Source organism: Acaryochloris sp. 'Moss Beach', from assembly GCF_021497025.1.
GTDB classification, from domain to species: domain Bacteria; phylum Cyanobacteriota; class Cyanobacteriia; order Thermosynechococcales; family Thermosynechococcaceae; genus Acaryochloris; species Acaryochloris marina_A.
This window is the reverse complement of sequence record NZ_CP071717.1, coordinates 1,216,187-1,231,529: the sequence shown is the minus strand read 5'-3', so window position 1 is coordinate 1,231,529 and position 15,343 is coordinate 1,216,187. Positions and strand designations below refer to the sequence as shown.

Below are 15,343 nucleotides of genomic sequence, written 5' to 3'. Positions count from 1 at the left end.
ACTTACGACCCTGCACAGGGATCTGCCTTAGCGGCACAGGGATCTTCTTTTGCAGCACAGGGATCGCCTTTGGCAGCGCAGGGGTCATCTTTCGCAGCACAGGGATCGCCTGATTTCGCAGCACAAGGATCTGTTGTTTCAGTGGTTTCGGCGCCGTTCTTCTCTTTAGCAGCACAGGGATTAGCGCAACCGATCACCAGGCCACCAACACTTAGTAAAGAAACGGTGGCAACCATTGCCATATATTTAACTTTCATTGATACTCTCCATGATGGATTAATCTTCGGTGCAACTAAAATTGCCTAATTAATTGTTGCATTAAATGGAAATTTGGCTGAAATAGGACGTTCTTTTGGCGAACCTTTCATAAGATCCACATATACATTCTTGATTGAGACTGACCAATCTGAAATTTTGCTGAGAAAGAGATGGGGATTAGTTAAGAAAGTGATTTTTCAGGGATTGAAGTATTTTAAACAGTGACTTTAAGTTCTGTTTTGGCCGACGTTACTGGATTCTCAGGGAAAATTTATTGAGTGGTCAGGACGATATCATCTGTTCAACTTTAAACTTGAGATAGGGCTGTACGTTAGTTCCCTTGATGAGATGAAACCCTATGCAATTTAGACTCCTTCAGTATGGAAGTTTGTTGGCATTTGTGTTTGTGGCAGGCTGTAGTTCAACCTCCCAAACCAGTGAGGAAAATCAACCTGTAGAAGTCATTAAATTGACTCAAACGGGCTGTCAATTTTTGGAAACAGAATCTGAAGATTTTAAATTCAAAACAACACAGGCTGACGACTGTAAGAAGTTGAATGGTGAAACTTTAGAACAACGCCAATCCAGTTTTAAACCTTTGACCCTAAAGCCTGGGAAGTATGTGTTTGAAGTTACGAACCGAGATGTACCTTATGAACTGGGTTTCTATCTGCGAGGGGAAGGGATCAACCAAGTTACCCTGCCTAAAGTCAGTGGCGGTGACCTCAATCAAGGACAAACCCAAGCCTATGAGATTACGCTAAAACCGGGAAACTACGTTTTTAGTTGTCCTCTGAACCCTACGCCTGACTATCCAGTCATTGTTCAATAGCTTTGAATCCACTTTGTAGAACATCAAGATGGTAGATCAAGATTGGTTCGTAACGGATGATGGCCAAGTGCAACCTTGGTCCCATCAGTCCTTGCCACAGAAAAGAGCTCAAACTTACAGACTGTATCGATTTCTGACGGAAGTCGAAGATATCCTGGCGGCAATGGATCAGGATCAGGAGCGACTACAGGCTATCCATCCCCTTGTTCGGGAGCTGCTGACAGACTCGGCCTGGTTGCAGTTTGAAGTTCAGCCTCCTGACCCTGAACGAGGTTGGTCCGTCACCATGCTTTACGATGAACCGAATTTTCCGCTGACGGTACAAACGGTGGTTTGGTTGCCGGGGCAAATGTCGCCGATTCATAATCATGCTACTTGGGGGGTGGTGGCTTTGGTCAGTGGCCAAGAGAAAAATACGTTCTGGCAGCGTACCCCGTCCGATGGCCATCCCCACAAGATTGAGGCTGCAGGTGAGTTGATTTTGAACCCTGGCGATACGATTAGCGTCATGCCTGAGGCCATTCACTGCGTGGAAGCTTTAGGTGATGAACCGACGGTTACATTTAATCTTTACGGGCTGACGGATTATCAAACCCGGTACAACTTTGATCCGGTTTCCCATACCGCCAAGTTATTTTGAAGGACGGCTAGCGTGGGTGCATTTCCGATCAAATCTTCCCTTCGTAAGGGATGGCGAAACTTCTCTCCCCAGTTGCGCCAAGCTGTTAATCCTAAGTCACTCCAGTTTCGGCTGACGGCTAGTATTGCTGGCCTGATTGCTGTGGGACTGACCAGCGTTGCTTTATGGACTAGCTGGAAGATGCAGCGGATTTTGATTTCTAGCCACAAGCAAAAAATTGTTGATATTGGCGATCGGATCGCAGATGATGTGGTGCTCTATCAACAAGATGAAATGTTTACGGTGCAGAAGAGTATCGAAAAAGCGATTAACAATCGGTCTGGACGTAATTTATTGCTCTGGGTGAACGATGCTCAGGGAACCTTAGTGGCGACTTCCGACAATATGTCAGGTCCAGCGTGGCAACGGTTTGAAAGTCCTAGCACCTTGGCAACGGCTTTTCGAGACAGCATCGTACCGAAGGTCTACCACATCCAAGGGCGAGATTTTGTAGCTTGCCATAGCCCCTTAAGGGTGAGAAATCAGCCATTAGGAACGCTCTTTGTGGCCCAGGATATTACTGAGGATCAACGTAAGTTTGTTGCTAGTGTGCAGTCCCTGGCCCTGGCCAGTGTAGTTGCTATTGTCTTGATTACTCTAGCTTTAACTTGGTATGTGAATCGGTCGTTACGCCCCCTTTGCGAAATGGGCTTAATGACCAAAGCCATTTCACCCGATGATTTAGGGGGGACGAAGGTCGAAATTGACAATGCTCCCAGCGAAATCCAAGAACTAGCAGAGACCTTCAATATGATGTTGGATCGCTTGTCAGAGGCTTGGCAAGAGCAGCAGCACACTACAGAACGACAGCGGGAGTTTGTGAGCAATGTTTCCCATGAACTACGAACGCCCCTCACGATCGTCCGGGGCTATTTGCAAAGTATTCAACGCCGGGGCGATAACCTGACTGAAATGCAGCGGGAAGCGTTAGAAATCTCTACGGCTGAGGCTGACCTCACGATTCGGTTATTGCAAGATTTGCTCTGTTTAGCCCGAGCTGATGATGGGTATATGCCTTATCATCTGGAGACGTTGATTCTGAATGATGTGGCGGTAGAAGTCGTTAATATGGCAGAAAAGTTTAATCATCGTCAGATTGAGTTGGAGTCTGAGTCTCCTTTAATTCCCGTGTTTGCCGACGCGGATCGCCTCCAACAGGTATTGGTAAACTTGGTGGAAAATGCGATTAAATATTCAGCAACTACGGAACCTGTCACTGTGAAGCTAGAACAACGAGAGGATTCAGCTTTGATTCATGTGTGCGATCGCGGCGATGGTATCCCTCTCAAGCAGCAATCCCGCATTTTTGAACGTTTTTATCGATTAGATGAAGCCCGAGCCCGCTGTACAGGTGGTGTTGGTCTGGGCCTATCCTTAGTCAAGACCTTCACCGAAGGCATGGGAGGGCAAGTCAGTGTCCTTTCTGCAGAGGGTGAAGGCAGCACATTCACCGTGACGTTACCCATATCTCCTGAAGCAAAAATATGACAGCACATATTCTCCTGGTTGAAGACGAAACCAAATTGGCTCAATTTGTTGAGATGGAACTGACCCATGAGGGGTATCAGGTTACCGTAGCCAATGATGGGATTGGGGGACTCACGGCAGCTCGGGAGTCCCAACCGGATTTGATTCTCCTGGACTGGATGTTGCCAGGGTTCTCTGGCGTTGAAGTCTGCCGCCGTCTGCGGGCGACCGGGGATAAGGTGCCCGTTATTTTATTGACCGCCAAAGATGAAATTAGCGATCGGGTCGAAGGGTTGGATGCCGGGGCGGATGACTATATGGTGAAGCCCTTTAGCATTGAGGAGCTGTTAGCTAGAGTTCGTGCCCATTTGCGGCGAACCCAAGAAGAAGATCCAGATGTCCTAGAATTCTCGAACCTGTCCCTCAATCAGCGGACCCGTGAGATCTTTCGAGGGGAGCGGTCGATTGAATTAACCGCCAAAGAGTTTGATTTGCTGGTGTATTTGATGATGCATCCGCGCCAGGTATTGACCCGCGATCGCATCCTAGAACAGGTCTGGGGGTATGACTTTATGGGTGATTCCAATATCATCGAAGTTTATATTCGCTACCTTCGCCTTAAGCTCGAAGAGAACCAGGAAAAGCGGTTGATTCAGACGGTCCGGGGCGTTGGCTACGTGATGAGAGAGTGAGTCACTATTGCTCTTGTAAACGTAAAGTCCAATGAAGGGATATGCCCTTAACTTGATCCCGTGATTGCTCACCCCTTAGGATGAGGCTCAGTTATCGATCTTCTGGACTGGAGTATGATGCTGCAGTCTGATCCTTACCTTAAGCCGACAAATTCCTATGGGACTCTTTGATCAAATCCTTAGCGCTATTGATAACCCAGCGTTACAAGCTAATACCGGCCAATTGGGCAATATCCTGAATACAGTGCAGCAGCTCAGCCAGCAACCAGGCATGAACAATAGCTCCACTGAAGCAGTGATGTCTTTGCTAGGCAATCACGTCCGTTCTGCATTAAAGTCTCAATCTGCAGACCAAGCCCAAGCTCTCGTCAATCAATACGGCGGTACTAATGCCAACGGGGCTGCGGTCAATGCCCTGTTTTCTGGCGGACAACAACAGCAAATTGCCCAAGAAATTTCTCAGCGGACGGGTTTAAGTAGCAGCGTTATTCAAGGACTTTTGCCTGTACTCGTTCCCATCGTGTTGAATTTGCTTCATAGCGGTTCTTCCCAAGCTAATCCAAACCAGGGTTCTAATCCCGTCTTAAATCAGTTTTTAGACAGTGATGGGGACGGTGATGTCGATGTTGCCGATGCCCTGCGCTTAGCCGGAAACTTCTTAGGCCAGCGTTAGCCTTTTACAAAACCTCAATCTCCCTCTGCACTATGGCAAAACTTGAGATCAAACACCTCAATAAAACCTACAACCCCAAAGTTGTTCCCGTTAAGGACCTCAGCCTAGCTGTAGAGGATGGTGAGTTCTTGACATTGCTAGGCCCTTCTGGCTGTGGCAAATCTACTACTCTGCGCCTGATTGCGGGGTTGGAACAACCCACCCGAGGGGATGTGGTGATTGGACCTGATGTGGTTACTCATAAGAGTGCCGGGGACCGAGATATTGCCATGGTGTTTCAAAGCTATGCGCTCTATCCCCATATGAATGTCTACGACAATATTGCGTCAGGGTTGAAGCTGCGCAAAATGTCTAGCAATGATATTCAGCAGCGGGTGGCTGAAGCTAGCCGCGTCCTCAACCTCGATGACTTAATGCGGCGTAAACCCGGACAACTCTCGGGGGGACAACGACAGCGGGTGGCCCTAGGTCGCGCCTTAGTTCGCAATCCTGCAGTGTTTTTGTTAGATGAACCCTTAAGTAATCTGGATGCTCTGCTGCGAGAGCAGGTGCGGGCGGAACTCAAGCAGTTATTTGAGAAGCAAAAAGCCCCGGTTGTCTATGTCACCCATGATCAGACAGAAGCCATGACGCTTTCATCTAAGGTAGCGGTGCTCTACCAAGGAGATTTACAGCAGCTCGATCCACCTCAACAAATTTATTCTCGGCCTGCCAACCAGTTTGTGGCTGGGTTTATTGGTAGCCCCCAGATGAATCTGTTAACCCTCAGGTGTGAGAATCAATCAGCCATTTTGGGGGCTACTCGGATTCCTCTACCGAGTAGCGCTGGGAGTCCTCGGGAAATTGTCTTAGGGATTCGACCTGAACATACCCGACTAGCTACATCAGGGGATGCCACCACAGTTACAGGCCAAGTCTTCCTGGTAGAGAATTTGGGGATGAGTAATCTTTTGAGTATTAAAGTCCAGGGCGGTGAAGAGACGATACGGGCTTTGTTACCTACCGATCAAACCTGGTCAGGAGAAACTATTTCGGTGGCATTACCCACCAATCAACTGCATTGGTTTGATGTGCGATCGCAACTGCGATTGGAATAGCTATCAAGATTGGTTGAACGAGAGATTAGAGCAATAAAGAAGAGAGCATGTCGCTGGTTTAGAGAGAAGTAACATGCTCTCTTCTTTAAATTGCAGCTTGTAGAATCTATGCTTGAAAAACTAAATGGTTCAGTCTGTTTTACCCAAACATTTTTTTGATTGATAGACCCGTCAGTATATTTTTTGTTGACTGAAAATATGCGCCATCGAATAGAGGGATCAAAGGGGCTTTAACTTGAGTATGACTGTCCCCTCATAAAGCCCAATCATTGGATGGTAAAACTGTTCACCCATAACAACTATTATTTAGCCACTGGATGATAATAGAGCTAAATAGCCAGTCCTCGCCTTATTTGTTGGGGAGTTTGAACCCTAGAGTCCTTGAATGGGGACTTACAGCCTATTATGTCTATATAATAGAGACAATGAATGGTGAGGGGACATTCGATTGGCAACTGAACTAGATGTTGAAAGAAAAGCTGGCGACGAAGGTGAGCGTAAGTACTGCTGGCAATGCGACTTTGTGACACGAATGCACATGACAAAGTGCATTGTTTGTGGAGCGCCACTGTACGACAAGCCTAAACATAAACGTATTACTCAACCTCAAAATACTTTGCCATCTGACGACAAAACTAAGCGACCGAACAAGAAAACAACGGTTCTCCTGAGTTTTTTACTCTTTGCCGGGGCGGTAAGTGCTGCGATCGCATTGATCAGTCCTTGGAAGCGAGCAACTGAGCCAGTTGTCAGTCCTGGCCCTGCGAATATCGAGGTCTTAGGCGATACGTTCTTAGGCTACAGTACCCTTTGGGATCAGGACTTCCAGAAAAAGCTCAAAGATGCTGAAATTACCATCGGATATTCGGATGAGCTAGATCAGAAAACGCGAGCCCAAAAGCTCTCCAGCGGCGAAGTTGATTTTATGGTGACGACCATCAATCAACTGTTTGAGACCCCCAGTACGGGCAAAATCATTGCCATGTGGGATTGGACCCGTGGAGCTGATCGTCTTGTCCTCAATAACAAGCAATTTCCCCAAGTCACTACGATTCAAGGGTTGAATCGTGCGGCCACCCAAGCTGCACAGCAGGGAGAACTCCTATCTATTATTTTTGCGGGCAATACCCCTAGCGAATATCTCAGTATTCTGCTGGCGGATAAGTCTCCAGAGTTTGCGTTGGAAAAATTCAACATCATTCGTGTGGATGATTCATCGACGGCATGGCAGCGGTTTCAGAATCCTCAACCTGGAGAAAATATCGTCGCTGGAATTTTTTGGGAGCCTTATGTCACTCAGGCGAGTCGAGCTGGATATATTCCTTCTCTATCTTCTGCCCATGTTCAACGATCGATTGTTGATGTGGTGGTGGCGTCTCCCCAAGTCCTAGCGGATCACCCTGGTAAAGTTCAACAGTTTGTAAATGCCTACTACGAGCATATTTCGCGACGTTCTATTGATAAAACGGCTTGGCGACAGCAGTTTGAGAATTTAGGGGGATTGACTTCATCAGAATCCTTGAACTTTTTGCAAGGCGTATACTTTTTTGAGGTCAACTGTGCCAATCATTGGATGAATGGCCCGACGAAGTTGCTTCGTCAGCGTCTCAATTACACGAAACAGGTGCTATACGGCAGTGGTCGTCTGACTGCAACGCCAAATAGCGTGGATCAGCTTTATGATGGCCGCTTTGTGGCTGAACTCGCAACGTCAGATGCGGCTGCTAGCTGTCCCGCATCCCAAGCAACTGCTCCACCGATTGCACCTAAGCCTAACTCTGCACCCTCTGCTCCGGCTGAAAAGACCCAGGCAAAGGCAACGGCCACAACGCAAACAACCATTGCCATTCAGTTTGAAGTGGGGGCAGCTCAACTGAATGATCCAGCCAAAAAGGCATTGGATCAGGTTTTGGATACAGCCAATCCCAACGATACGGTGCGAATTAATGCCACCTTTGTGGATGCCAGTAGTGCTAGAGCTTTGGCTTTGTTGAAAAGTCGGGCAACTGCGGTGGAACAATATGTTGCGGATAGACTGCCTACGGCGAGTATTCAGACGACTTTGAATTCTGGTGGGACTGAAAGCCCAAATGTTAGGGTCTCGATTGGCAAAGGATTAACCCCTTAACCCGTTCTGGCGTTAGCATTTGAATGAGACAACCCTAAGGCCTTACTAGCAACAATGGCAGATTATGACGTCCTCGTGATTGGTAGCGGTATTGGGGGGCTGATTGCTGGCAGTTTGTTGGCCCGATACGGTAAACGGGTATTGATTTGTGAGAGCCATGCGATTCCGGGTGGGGCTGCCCATGGATTTCAACGCCAAGGCTTTCATTTTGATACTGGTCCTTCCTTTTATTGTGGCCTGAGTGACCCTCAGAGCTTGAATCCGGTGCGCCAAGTGTTGCAGGTTTTAGGCGAAACGGTAGATGCGATCGCATATGATCCTCTCGGCTACTATCACTTCCCCGAAGACGATCCGGCAGGGCATTTAGCAGATGGCTTCCCCATCTATGGCGATGCTCAAAAATACCGAGAAGCCATCGCTCAAATTACCCCTGATGGCGCCCGTCAACTCCAGAAACTGGAACAAAAATTTCTGGCCCTATTTGCGCCTCTCAAGCAAATTCCCCTCCTTACCCTACGCAGTAACTGGACCTTGATTCCCTGGCTGATTCGGCATCAGCCGATGGCCTTAGCCCAGTTATTGCCTCAGCTCCGCAATATCCAGAGTTCTGCTGGGGCAATGCTTAATCGAACCGTGAGCGATCCTTGGGTGCGTCGCTTGTTCGATTTGGAATGCTTTCTACTTTCAGGGCTTACAGCCCAAGACACCGTTGCTCCAGAAATGGCATTTATGTTTGGGGAACGGTCCGGTTCCACCATTGATTATCCCGTGGGCGGCAGTCCTGCGATTATCCAAGCCCTGATTCGAGGTCTCAAAAAGTGGGGAGGAGAACTTCGCCTGAAGACCCATGTGGACCAAATTTTAGTTCAAGGTGGAACCGTTCAGGGGATTCAGCTGAAGAATGGAGAACGCCTAACTGCCCCAATCGTTATTTCTAATGCCACGGTTTGGGACACCTTCAATCAGCTTCTCAAACCTGAGCATGTACCATCTGCCTATCGACGACAATCCTTGGCAACTCCTGCCGTTGATAGCTTTATGCATCTCCATGTGGGGATTCAGTCGGAGGGGCTAGCGGACCTTCCTGGACATCATGTGGTGATTCATAGCAATCAACAGCCCATCACTCATCCTGGCAATACCTGTATGGTGTCTATTCCTTCAGTTTGGGATGCATCCTTAGCGCCCCAAGGACATCATGTGATTCATACCTATACTCTGGAACCCTTTGCCCCTTGGGAACGGGTGGAGGATTATGATCGGCTCAAGCAGGAGCGGGCACAGTCCCTCTATCGAGCCTTAGAAATAGTGATACCGGATGTGCGATCGCGCATCACTCTAGAACTCATTGGCACCCCTCTTACCCATCGCCACTATCTCCGTCGCCATCAGGGCACCTATGGTCCTGCCATTCCCGCAGGCAAGGGAACCTTCCCCAGCTGCCATACACCCATATCAGGGCTGTATCGAGTCGGGGATTCAACCATGCCTGGGATTGGTGTTCCTGCAGTGGCGGCCTCCGGTATCCTCTGTGCCAATACTCTAGTTTCTCCACAGCAGATTCAGGATTTGCTAAAAACGGTTGCTTGAAGTGCTTGAAATGAAAAGCACCTAGAGTTAAGGACTAATAATGATACCGACAGGCAATAATTGTCAGATAGTGATCATCAATGGCATAGACTAATCGATGGGTCTCATCTATGCGTCGAGACCAAAATCCCGATAGATTTTCTCGTAAAGCCTCAGGTTTACCAATGCCTTTAAATGGCTGATTGTTCGTAGCCTGAATGAGCTTATTGATCCGCTTCAGCGTTTTTTTATCCTGTCCTTGCCAGTAGAGATAGTCGTTCCAGGCAGCATCTGTCCAGGCCAATTTGCGACTACTCATCCAAGAGGTCTTGCTCAGTCACTTGTCCCTGTCGATATTGGGCAATGGATTGTTCTAGGTGAGCTGCATTGGCGGGTGACTTTAACAAATGAACGGTTTCTAGCAAGCTATTAAAAGACTCCAGAGACATCAACACTGCATCATCAGCATCTCGTCGAGTGATGATCGTGTAGTCGGCATCATCAACGACTCGATCGAAGACAGCTTTCAGTTTGCTGCGGGCTTCACTGAAGGAAATGATGTTCATATTCTCTTGTACTACTTACTGTACAAGTATAGCCGATCAGACAAGTGAGGTTGTCATAGACTCTACTGGGCTTGGCCTTTGAGAATAACAGTCTGATCCTGAAAATTCAGATCCTTAATTTGGAGCTGTCCCAACTGGAGATTTACGGGGCTGTCTAAGAGATTGGTTGGAAGATTGATGCGATCGCGGATATCTCCATAGGAAAATCGAACATTGCCCACGACTAACCTGGCATCTTCTCCTAGGACCACTTTCCCCTGTTGGACCTGGGGCTTGCCCTCCACTCCCACATAGATTTCCTTATCTTGTAAAACCGGGAAACTTTGCAGTAATCCCTTGACCGTTGCCTGATACTCAGATGGCAACTGGTCTAGGGGAAGTGTCGATGTATCCACCACAATCCCGGTTTGGAGCTGGCCCGCTTCAATTTTGGTATTCATCGCTTTTACTGAGGTAATCACTTTAGGACTACGAGCCTGGGCTGGGAGTGATGTGACCACAAACTGATTGAATTCTTGGGCCGTTAATTGCACCTCAGGTGTTTGGGAGGCGGTGGTGCTGAGGACTCGATCTACTTTTTGGTGCAGGCCAAAGGCTAAGCTCTCTATTTCAGCAGGGTCATCGATTTGGGTGGGCAGTAATGTGGAGGGGGCTGTTTCCGGTGTTGATTCACGGGTATACCAATCGGGGAGATGGGTGACCTGTTGCCAGGTATAGGCCAACCAGCCGCCACCTCCTAGTAGCAACAAGAAGGCGACCAGTCCTATCTTTTTAAGCATGCAAACCTACTTCAAACCTGAGCCTAGCTGAACACTTGGCTCCCCCATTCCAAGACCAACGCTCTATGACGCTGAATGCCTCCTAAGAGTTTCAGTTAGATTTTTGACCATAGCAATATGAGACATATCTGCCTGGATAAAAGGTTCTCCCTGCCGTTCGAATCCAAATTGTTCGTAAAACGATGCCGACGGAGCTTGGGCATAAAGAATCGCCGTGGCAAATCCCTGTTGTTGGACATACTGCAGGACTGAGGTTGTAATCGCTTTGCCAATTCCCTGCTGACGAAATCCCTGCAATACCGCTACCCGTTCAATTTTAGCTTGGGTTCCATCTCCATAGGCTCTGACACGGGCAATGCCGACGGGTTGCTGTTGCCAATAGGCAATAAAGTGATCGGCGGTTGCATCTTCTCCATCCATATCCAGTTCAGGATCGATGTTTTGCTCAATGTGAAACACTTGCTGCCGAATTAGAAAGATATCGCCAGCATAGTCTGTATAAGGGGTCTGTCTAACCTCCAAATTAGAACCCAATGATGCATCGATAGTCATTGCCAATCCATAAATAGACCTTGGCTCTAACTATAATCTGCATATCACAGACTTGAACTAAAGCGTTTCCGCCAGTATTTTAACCGCGGGCTAATGAGCTGCATATCCATAGCCACCTGCTCCCATACATTGAACCAGCCCCGAGCCCCCTCTCGTTGCTTTTTGGCTAAGGATAGTTCAATGTAGGCGTCCATAAGGGCATCAAACTCTCCAATATGGAAGCTATCGCGGGACAAAAAAGAGTGCAACAGGACCTCGGCAGCTTCCACTTCGTGGTTCTGTAGATGTAGCTTAGCCATCGCCGCACTCGCAAACAGATAGTCTGGGTATCGATCGACAATTTCATAAATGAGAGCATTGGTTTCATCCTCACGATCTTGCTGGCTAAGAGCCATCGCCAGATTATTCATCAGATCAGGAGAGTCTGGCTCTATGGCTAACGCTTGCTTTAAGAGAGTTTCAGCCTCAATCGCTGGCTCTTTGCTATTTGCTCTTAGAAGATAGATAGCCTCTTCCAACAAATTTTTTACCCGCTTAGTATGTTTAACGAGGGGGTCAGTATGGAATTGATAAGCCAACAGCATTATTTCGCGCCATTCTCCTTCAATCCAAAGCGTTACTTTATCTTTAGGGATTAACTTGGCTTGAGCTGCTAAATTAGCAGCCCGATTACGCATTGCATCTGTACCGTTCTGACTAAGGGCAAACACCTTCACCATCTCCAGCAATTCTGGTGTTTTGACTTGTTCGGCTATCGTGAGTATGAATTCCTGCCCCTGGGGGCCTCCGCGCTCTAATACTCTGGGTAGAGTAGACATCACCTTTGGATGATGTTTTAGAAATCTCTCAAAATTAGCAACTAGCTTGTCCGCCTTTTTAGACTTTAATCCAGCGTCAAGGGTTTGCTGTAACTCGTGCATCTCTTGGGGATTGATCCACTGCTCCCATTGAAAGGGCCAAGCTCCATTACGCTGGCCAATGGGGTTACGAATATTGTCTAGATTCTCTTTAGCAATGTCATGATCGTCATAGTCATTCACTGCAATTTTCCATTGAGAAATCGCCTGCTCAACCTTACCTTTTCGAGCAAGGGCGACTGCTGATAGGTGATAGAACAACATACTAGAAGGCGACTCTTCCACTGTCGCAGCTTGAGCTTGTTCCCAAACTTCAACCACACCATCATCATCAGTGAGATAGGTCAGTCCTTCTACCTTTTTTGTCCATCCATCCCAAGCACTGGCAGAACTTGCTTTGAGTTGATCGCCATAGGATTTTGCAGTATCAAGCTTCCCAGCGATAACCAAAAAATGAATCAAATTAGAAAGGGCATGAACGTTGTTAGGCTCGAAGTCTAATACGCCTTGAGCAGTGGTAATGGCACCTTCGATATCTCTTTGCATCCAACTGATTAAACTGAGGTTATTTCTAGCAGAGATAAAAGTGGGATTCTTCTCTAGAACTTGCTCTTCAGCCTCACGCGCTTCTTCATAATCACCTTGTTCCATATAGGCTTGGCCTTGTTCGTGGAGCATGGCTACAGCCCAATCATCCTTAGACGTTAAGCCTATTTCTGCTAACAGATCTTGAAATTCTGGCTCTAATAGCTCAATGGTTTGTCTGGCTTGAGTGGCAAGTTCGTGATCAGGATCTAGTTCAAGTGCCTGATGAAAGGTATGTAATGCCATTAAAGGATGCTTGTTTTTTAGATATGCGCTTGCCAACATATAGGAATTGCTGGCACTAGGAGCAATGGTGTAGAGACCTTCGCAAGCTTTTTGAAAAATCTTCATTTCGCCTGTTTCTAAGCTGGCATCGACTAGAAGTTCCCACACCCATTTTTCTTGGGGGGATGATTGGCAAAGGGGATACAAAGTCCGACAGACTTCAGGCCACTCCTCTTTTCTGGCATGAGTTTTTGCTCGTTTTAGCGCACCGACCGGATTATTGGCACCAAACCCAAGATTTGCCGACTGTGATGTGGGCTTTTTGCGTTTAACCATGGTGTTATTGAGAACCTCGGCTATGAATCAGGGTTGCAGTCAGTTTATCCCAGGAATTTGGCTTTACTCAGTCGCTTTATCAAGCATTAATTAGAAACTGGGATGGAGAGATCGAGTAAGGAGTTTACTCGGGAAACCGATTATCTTGGGGCGGTTCTCCGCAACTATTCTGCACCAGACATCTTGATGAGGGTAGGATTTCTCTCCATACTGTATAGGGTTTTCAGGATTTTCGATCATGGGTTGGGTATTGCATATTGGATATAACGAACAAACAAAGCGGTTGTTTCCGCTTCACTGATAACAGCCAATGCGAGGTACAAAACTATGATGATTCGTTACTGGAACCCGATCGAAGAAGCTGATGCTATCCGTCACCAGCTTGATCGCCTTTTTGAAGAAATAGTGGATGCGGATACGTCCACCGTTAATTGGTCCCCTGCCATTGAAGTTTGGGATAAGGGCAATGCACTCATTCTCAAAGCCTTCTTGCCAGGTGTTAAGGCCGATGATTTGGATATTCAGGTGACTCGAAAATCCATCTCACTGTCCGGCCAGCGTCATGCCGAAGAGTTGCCAGACGGCACTAAACACCTCTATTCCGACATCCGGTATGGACAATTCCATCGAGCCACTAAGCTCCCGGTTGAGGTTCAAAATACTAAGGTTGAGGCCTCCTTTGACCAAGGTATTCTCACCCTCACCCTGCCAAAAGCCGAAGCCGAACAAAATAAAGTGGTGAAGGTCAACCTTGCGGGAGCGACTGAGTCACCGGCCATAGATACAGCTGACAACGTTTAATGACTTAACCGCCAGCTCTCTCTTGGGTCTAACGGGTTAACCCTGGACCGAATTCTGGTAATGCCTACTGTCCTTGAGGAGCATTGTTGCTCCTCAAGGATTTTTTTAGGAGCTGATTTCGCTGCAGTTCATTGGGGGGATGCCATGCCATCAGGTAAACATTCATGAGGAAGTGCTCCTGAGCTAGGTATAAATTCTCATTATCTGTTATGACTGACTTACGATCTGAACGTTCTTGTCATGTTTCTGGGAACCACAATAGAAACAACCGTTGTCCGAGTGGTTGATGGAGATACCATTCGGGTGCAGTTACCCCATCTTGAACAAGAGAAGTCCCTGCGTTTACTCAATCTGGAAACTGAAGAATCCAACTCGGGCAGCAATAAGATCATTACGCCCTGGGGGCAACAGGCCAAAGAACGAGCTGAGCAATTTTTTCAGCCTAATGATCGCGTAACTCTGGAATATCCTGGGACTGAATCGCCGGAGATTTGCCATCGACGCTATCAAGACAACTATGGCCGTCCCCTTTTGCTGATTCATAAACAGGGGGTGGATTATCAAGAAGTGATGATTCGAGAAGGATATAGCCCCTATTTCAATAAATATGGCAATGCTGTGTTTTCTGAATATCATCAGCGCTATCAGCAGGCAGAACGGGACGCTCAGGAGGCTAATTTGGGGGTTTGGGACCAATTAGCAGCTAATGGAGAGAATATTCATAATTATGCAGCTTTAGGCATTTGGTGGAGCCTCAGAGCTGAAATTGTTGATGGGTTTCGTCACTATAAAGCTCACCAGTCAGACTTACTCAACTCCCGGTTAGATTTTGAGGAGATTGTGGCTAGAGCCCAGTACCAGGAGAAGGTTGTGGTGTTTACGGAGTTGCGATCGCTAAGACGTATCACCGCCACAAGTGCCCGGATCGAGATTGGTTCGGTCAAACAGCCCTTCAGTTTATATCTCCCCAATACAGAATCTCCGGGAGGCAAAGCGGTGGTTAATCTGCTCAACAATCGATACTTCAGTACCGAGAATGCTCCCAAACGGAGTTATGCCTATGTGGCTGGACAACTGCGAATGTTCAACAAAAATCCCCAAATCACTATTAAATCAACGGCCCAGATTATGGATGAACCCGCTTTGTCTGCCATACCACTTCTGAAACAAGCGGATAAGTTAGCCTCTGCCTAATATGGGATCTGATAGGGATGGGTGAAACGTTACCCGTTGATGAGTTGGAAGCC

Annotated in this window: 16 protein-coding genes; 10 read left to right on the top strand and 6 right to left on the bottom strand. The window is 47.5% G+C overall.

What is annotated here, in order from left to right; all coding sequences use genetic code 11:
- Positions 1–2 precede the first annotated feature (2 nt).
- The gene (locus tag HRE53_RS05655) at positions 3–257 is read right to left on the bottom strand and encodes a hypothetical protein (RefSeq protein ID WP_212662590.1); all 255 of its coding nucleotides are present in this window, start codon (positions 255–257) and stop codon (positions 3–5) included.
- A 359-nt stretch (positions 258–616) separates the two neighbouring features.
- Here HRE53_RS05655 and HRE53_RS05650 point away from each other — a divergent pair, with 359 nt between their 5' ends.
- The 8 genes from HRE53_RS05650 to HRE53_RS05615 all read left to right on the top strand — a co-directional run bounded on the left by HRE53_RS05650 (position 617) and on the right by HRE53_RS05615 (position 9,416).
- Positions 617–1,090 carry a hypothetical protein gene (locus tag HRE53_RS05650; protein ID WP_235109407.1) on the top strand — a complete coding sequence of 158 codons (474 nt, stop codon included), beginning with the start codon at positions 617–619 and terminating at the stop codon, positions 1,088–1,090.
- Between the two features lie 28 nt (positions 1,091–1,118).
- Positions 1,119–1,730, top strand: coding sequence for a cupin (locus HRE53_RS05645; protein WP_235109405.1), 612 nt, complete (start codon positions 1,119–1,121; stop codon positions 1,728–1,730).
- A 12-nt stretch (positions 1,731–1,742) separates the two neighbouring features.
- Positions 1,743–3,257 carry a cell wall metabolism sensor histidine kinase WalK gene (locus tag HRE53_RS05640; protein WP_235109404.1) on the top strand — a complete coding sequence of 505 codons (1,515 nt, stop codon included), beginning with the start codon at positions 1,743–1,745 and terminating at the stop codon, positions 3,255–3,257.
- On the top strand, positions 3,254–3,928 hold the full coding sequence (locus HRE53_RS05635; protein ID WP_212662587.1) for a response regulator transcription factor: 675 nt from the start codon (positions 3,254–3,256) through the stop codon (positions 3,926–3,928). Before HRE53_RS05640 ends, HRE53_RS05635 begins: the two co-directional genes overlap by 4 nt.
- Before the next feature lie 157 nt (positions 3,929–4,085).
- The gene (locus HRE53_RS05630) at positions 4,086–4,601 is read left to right on the top strand and encodes a DUF937 domain-containing protein (RefSeq protein ID WP_235109402.1); all 516 of its coding nucleotides are present in this window, start codon (positions 4,086–4,088) and stop codon (positions 4,599–4,601) included.
- Positions 4,602–4,633: 32 nt separating this feature from the next.
- A complete protein-coding gene (locus HRE53_RS05625; RefSeq protein WP_235109400.1) occupies positions 4,634–5,698 on the top strand; it encodes an ABC transporter ATP-binding protein in 1,065 nt (354 codons plus the stop codon).
- 448 nt (positions 5,699–6,146) lie between these two features.
- Positions 6,147–7,826: a nitrate ABC transporter substrate-binding protein gene (locus HRE53_RS05620; RefSeq protein WP_235109399.1), complete on the top strand. Its 1,680-nt coding sequence runs from the start codon at positions 6,147–6,149 to the stop codon at positions 7,824–7,826.
- Positions 7,827–7,880: 54 nt separating this feature from the next.
- Positions 7,881–9,416, top strand: a complete 1,536-nt coding sequence (locus HRE53_RS05615; protein ID WP_235109397.1) for an NAD(P)/FAD-dependent oxidoreductase — start codon at positions 7,881–7,883, stop codon at positions 9,414–9,416.
- A 34-nt stretch (positions 9,417–9,450) separates the two neighbouring features.
- Here HRE53_RS05615 and HRE53_RS05610 read toward each other — a convergent pair whose 3' ends face one another.
- The 5 genes from HRE53_RS05610 to HRE53_RS05590 all read right to left on the bottom strand — a co-directional run bounded on the left by HRE53_RS05610 (position 9,451) and on the right by HRE53_RS05590 (position 13,295).
- Positions 9,451–9,714: a Txe/YoeB family addiction module toxin gene (locus HRE53_RS05610; protein ID WP_235109395.1), complete on the bottom strand. Its 264-nt coding sequence runs from the start codon at positions 9,712–9,714 to the stop codon at positions 9,451–9,453.
- Positions 9,707–9,961, bottom strand: coding sequence for a type II toxin-antitoxin system Phd/YefM family antitoxin (locus HRE53_RS05605; RefSeq protein ID WP_212662579.1), 255 nt, complete (start codon positions 9,959–9,961; stop codon positions 9,707–9,709). Before HRE53_RS05605 ends, HRE53_RS05610 begins: the two co-directional genes overlap by 8 nt.
- Before the next feature lie 62 nt (positions 9,962–10,023).
- Entirely contained in the window at positions 10,024–10,740 is a 717-nt protein-coding gene (locus HRE53_RS05600; RefSeq protein WP_235109393.1) for a hypothetical protein, read from the bottom strand.
- A gap of 63 nt (positions 10,741–10,803) precedes the next feature.
- Positions 10,804–11,292 (bottom strand): GNAT family N-acetyltransferase, encoded by a 489-nt coding sequence (locus HRE53_RS05595; protein WP_212662577.1) that lies wholly within the window; start codon positions 11,290–11,292, stop codon positions 10,804–10,806.
- A gap of 44 nt (positions 11,293–11,336) precedes the next feature.
- Positions 11,337–13,295 (bottom strand): tetratricopeptide repeat protein, encoded by a 1,959-nt coding sequence (locus HRE53_RS05590; protein WP_235109391.1) that lies wholly within the window; start codon positions 13,293–13,295, stop codon positions 11,337–11,339.
- Between the two features lie 327 nt (positions 13,296–13,622).
- On the opposite strand from HRE53_RS05590, the gene HRE53_RS05585 reads away from it, so the two are divergent.
- Together HRE53_RS05585 and HRE53_RS05580 are read left to right on the top strand one after the other, a co-directional pair.
- Positions 13,623–14,096: an Hsp20/alpha crystallin family protein gene (locus HRE53_RS05585; RefSeq protein ID WP_212662575.1), complete on the top strand. Its 474-nt coding sequence runs from the start codon at positions 13,623–13,625 to the stop codon at positions 14,094–14,096.
- Between the two features lie 240 nt (positions 14,097–14,336).
- Complete coding sequence (locus tag HRE53_RS05580; protein ID WP_235109389.1) at positions 14,337–15,290, top strand: thermonuclease family protein; 954 nt, start codon at positions 14,337–14,339, stop codon at positions 15,288–15,290.
- The last annotated feature ends 53 nt before the right edge of the window (positions 15,291–15,343 follow it).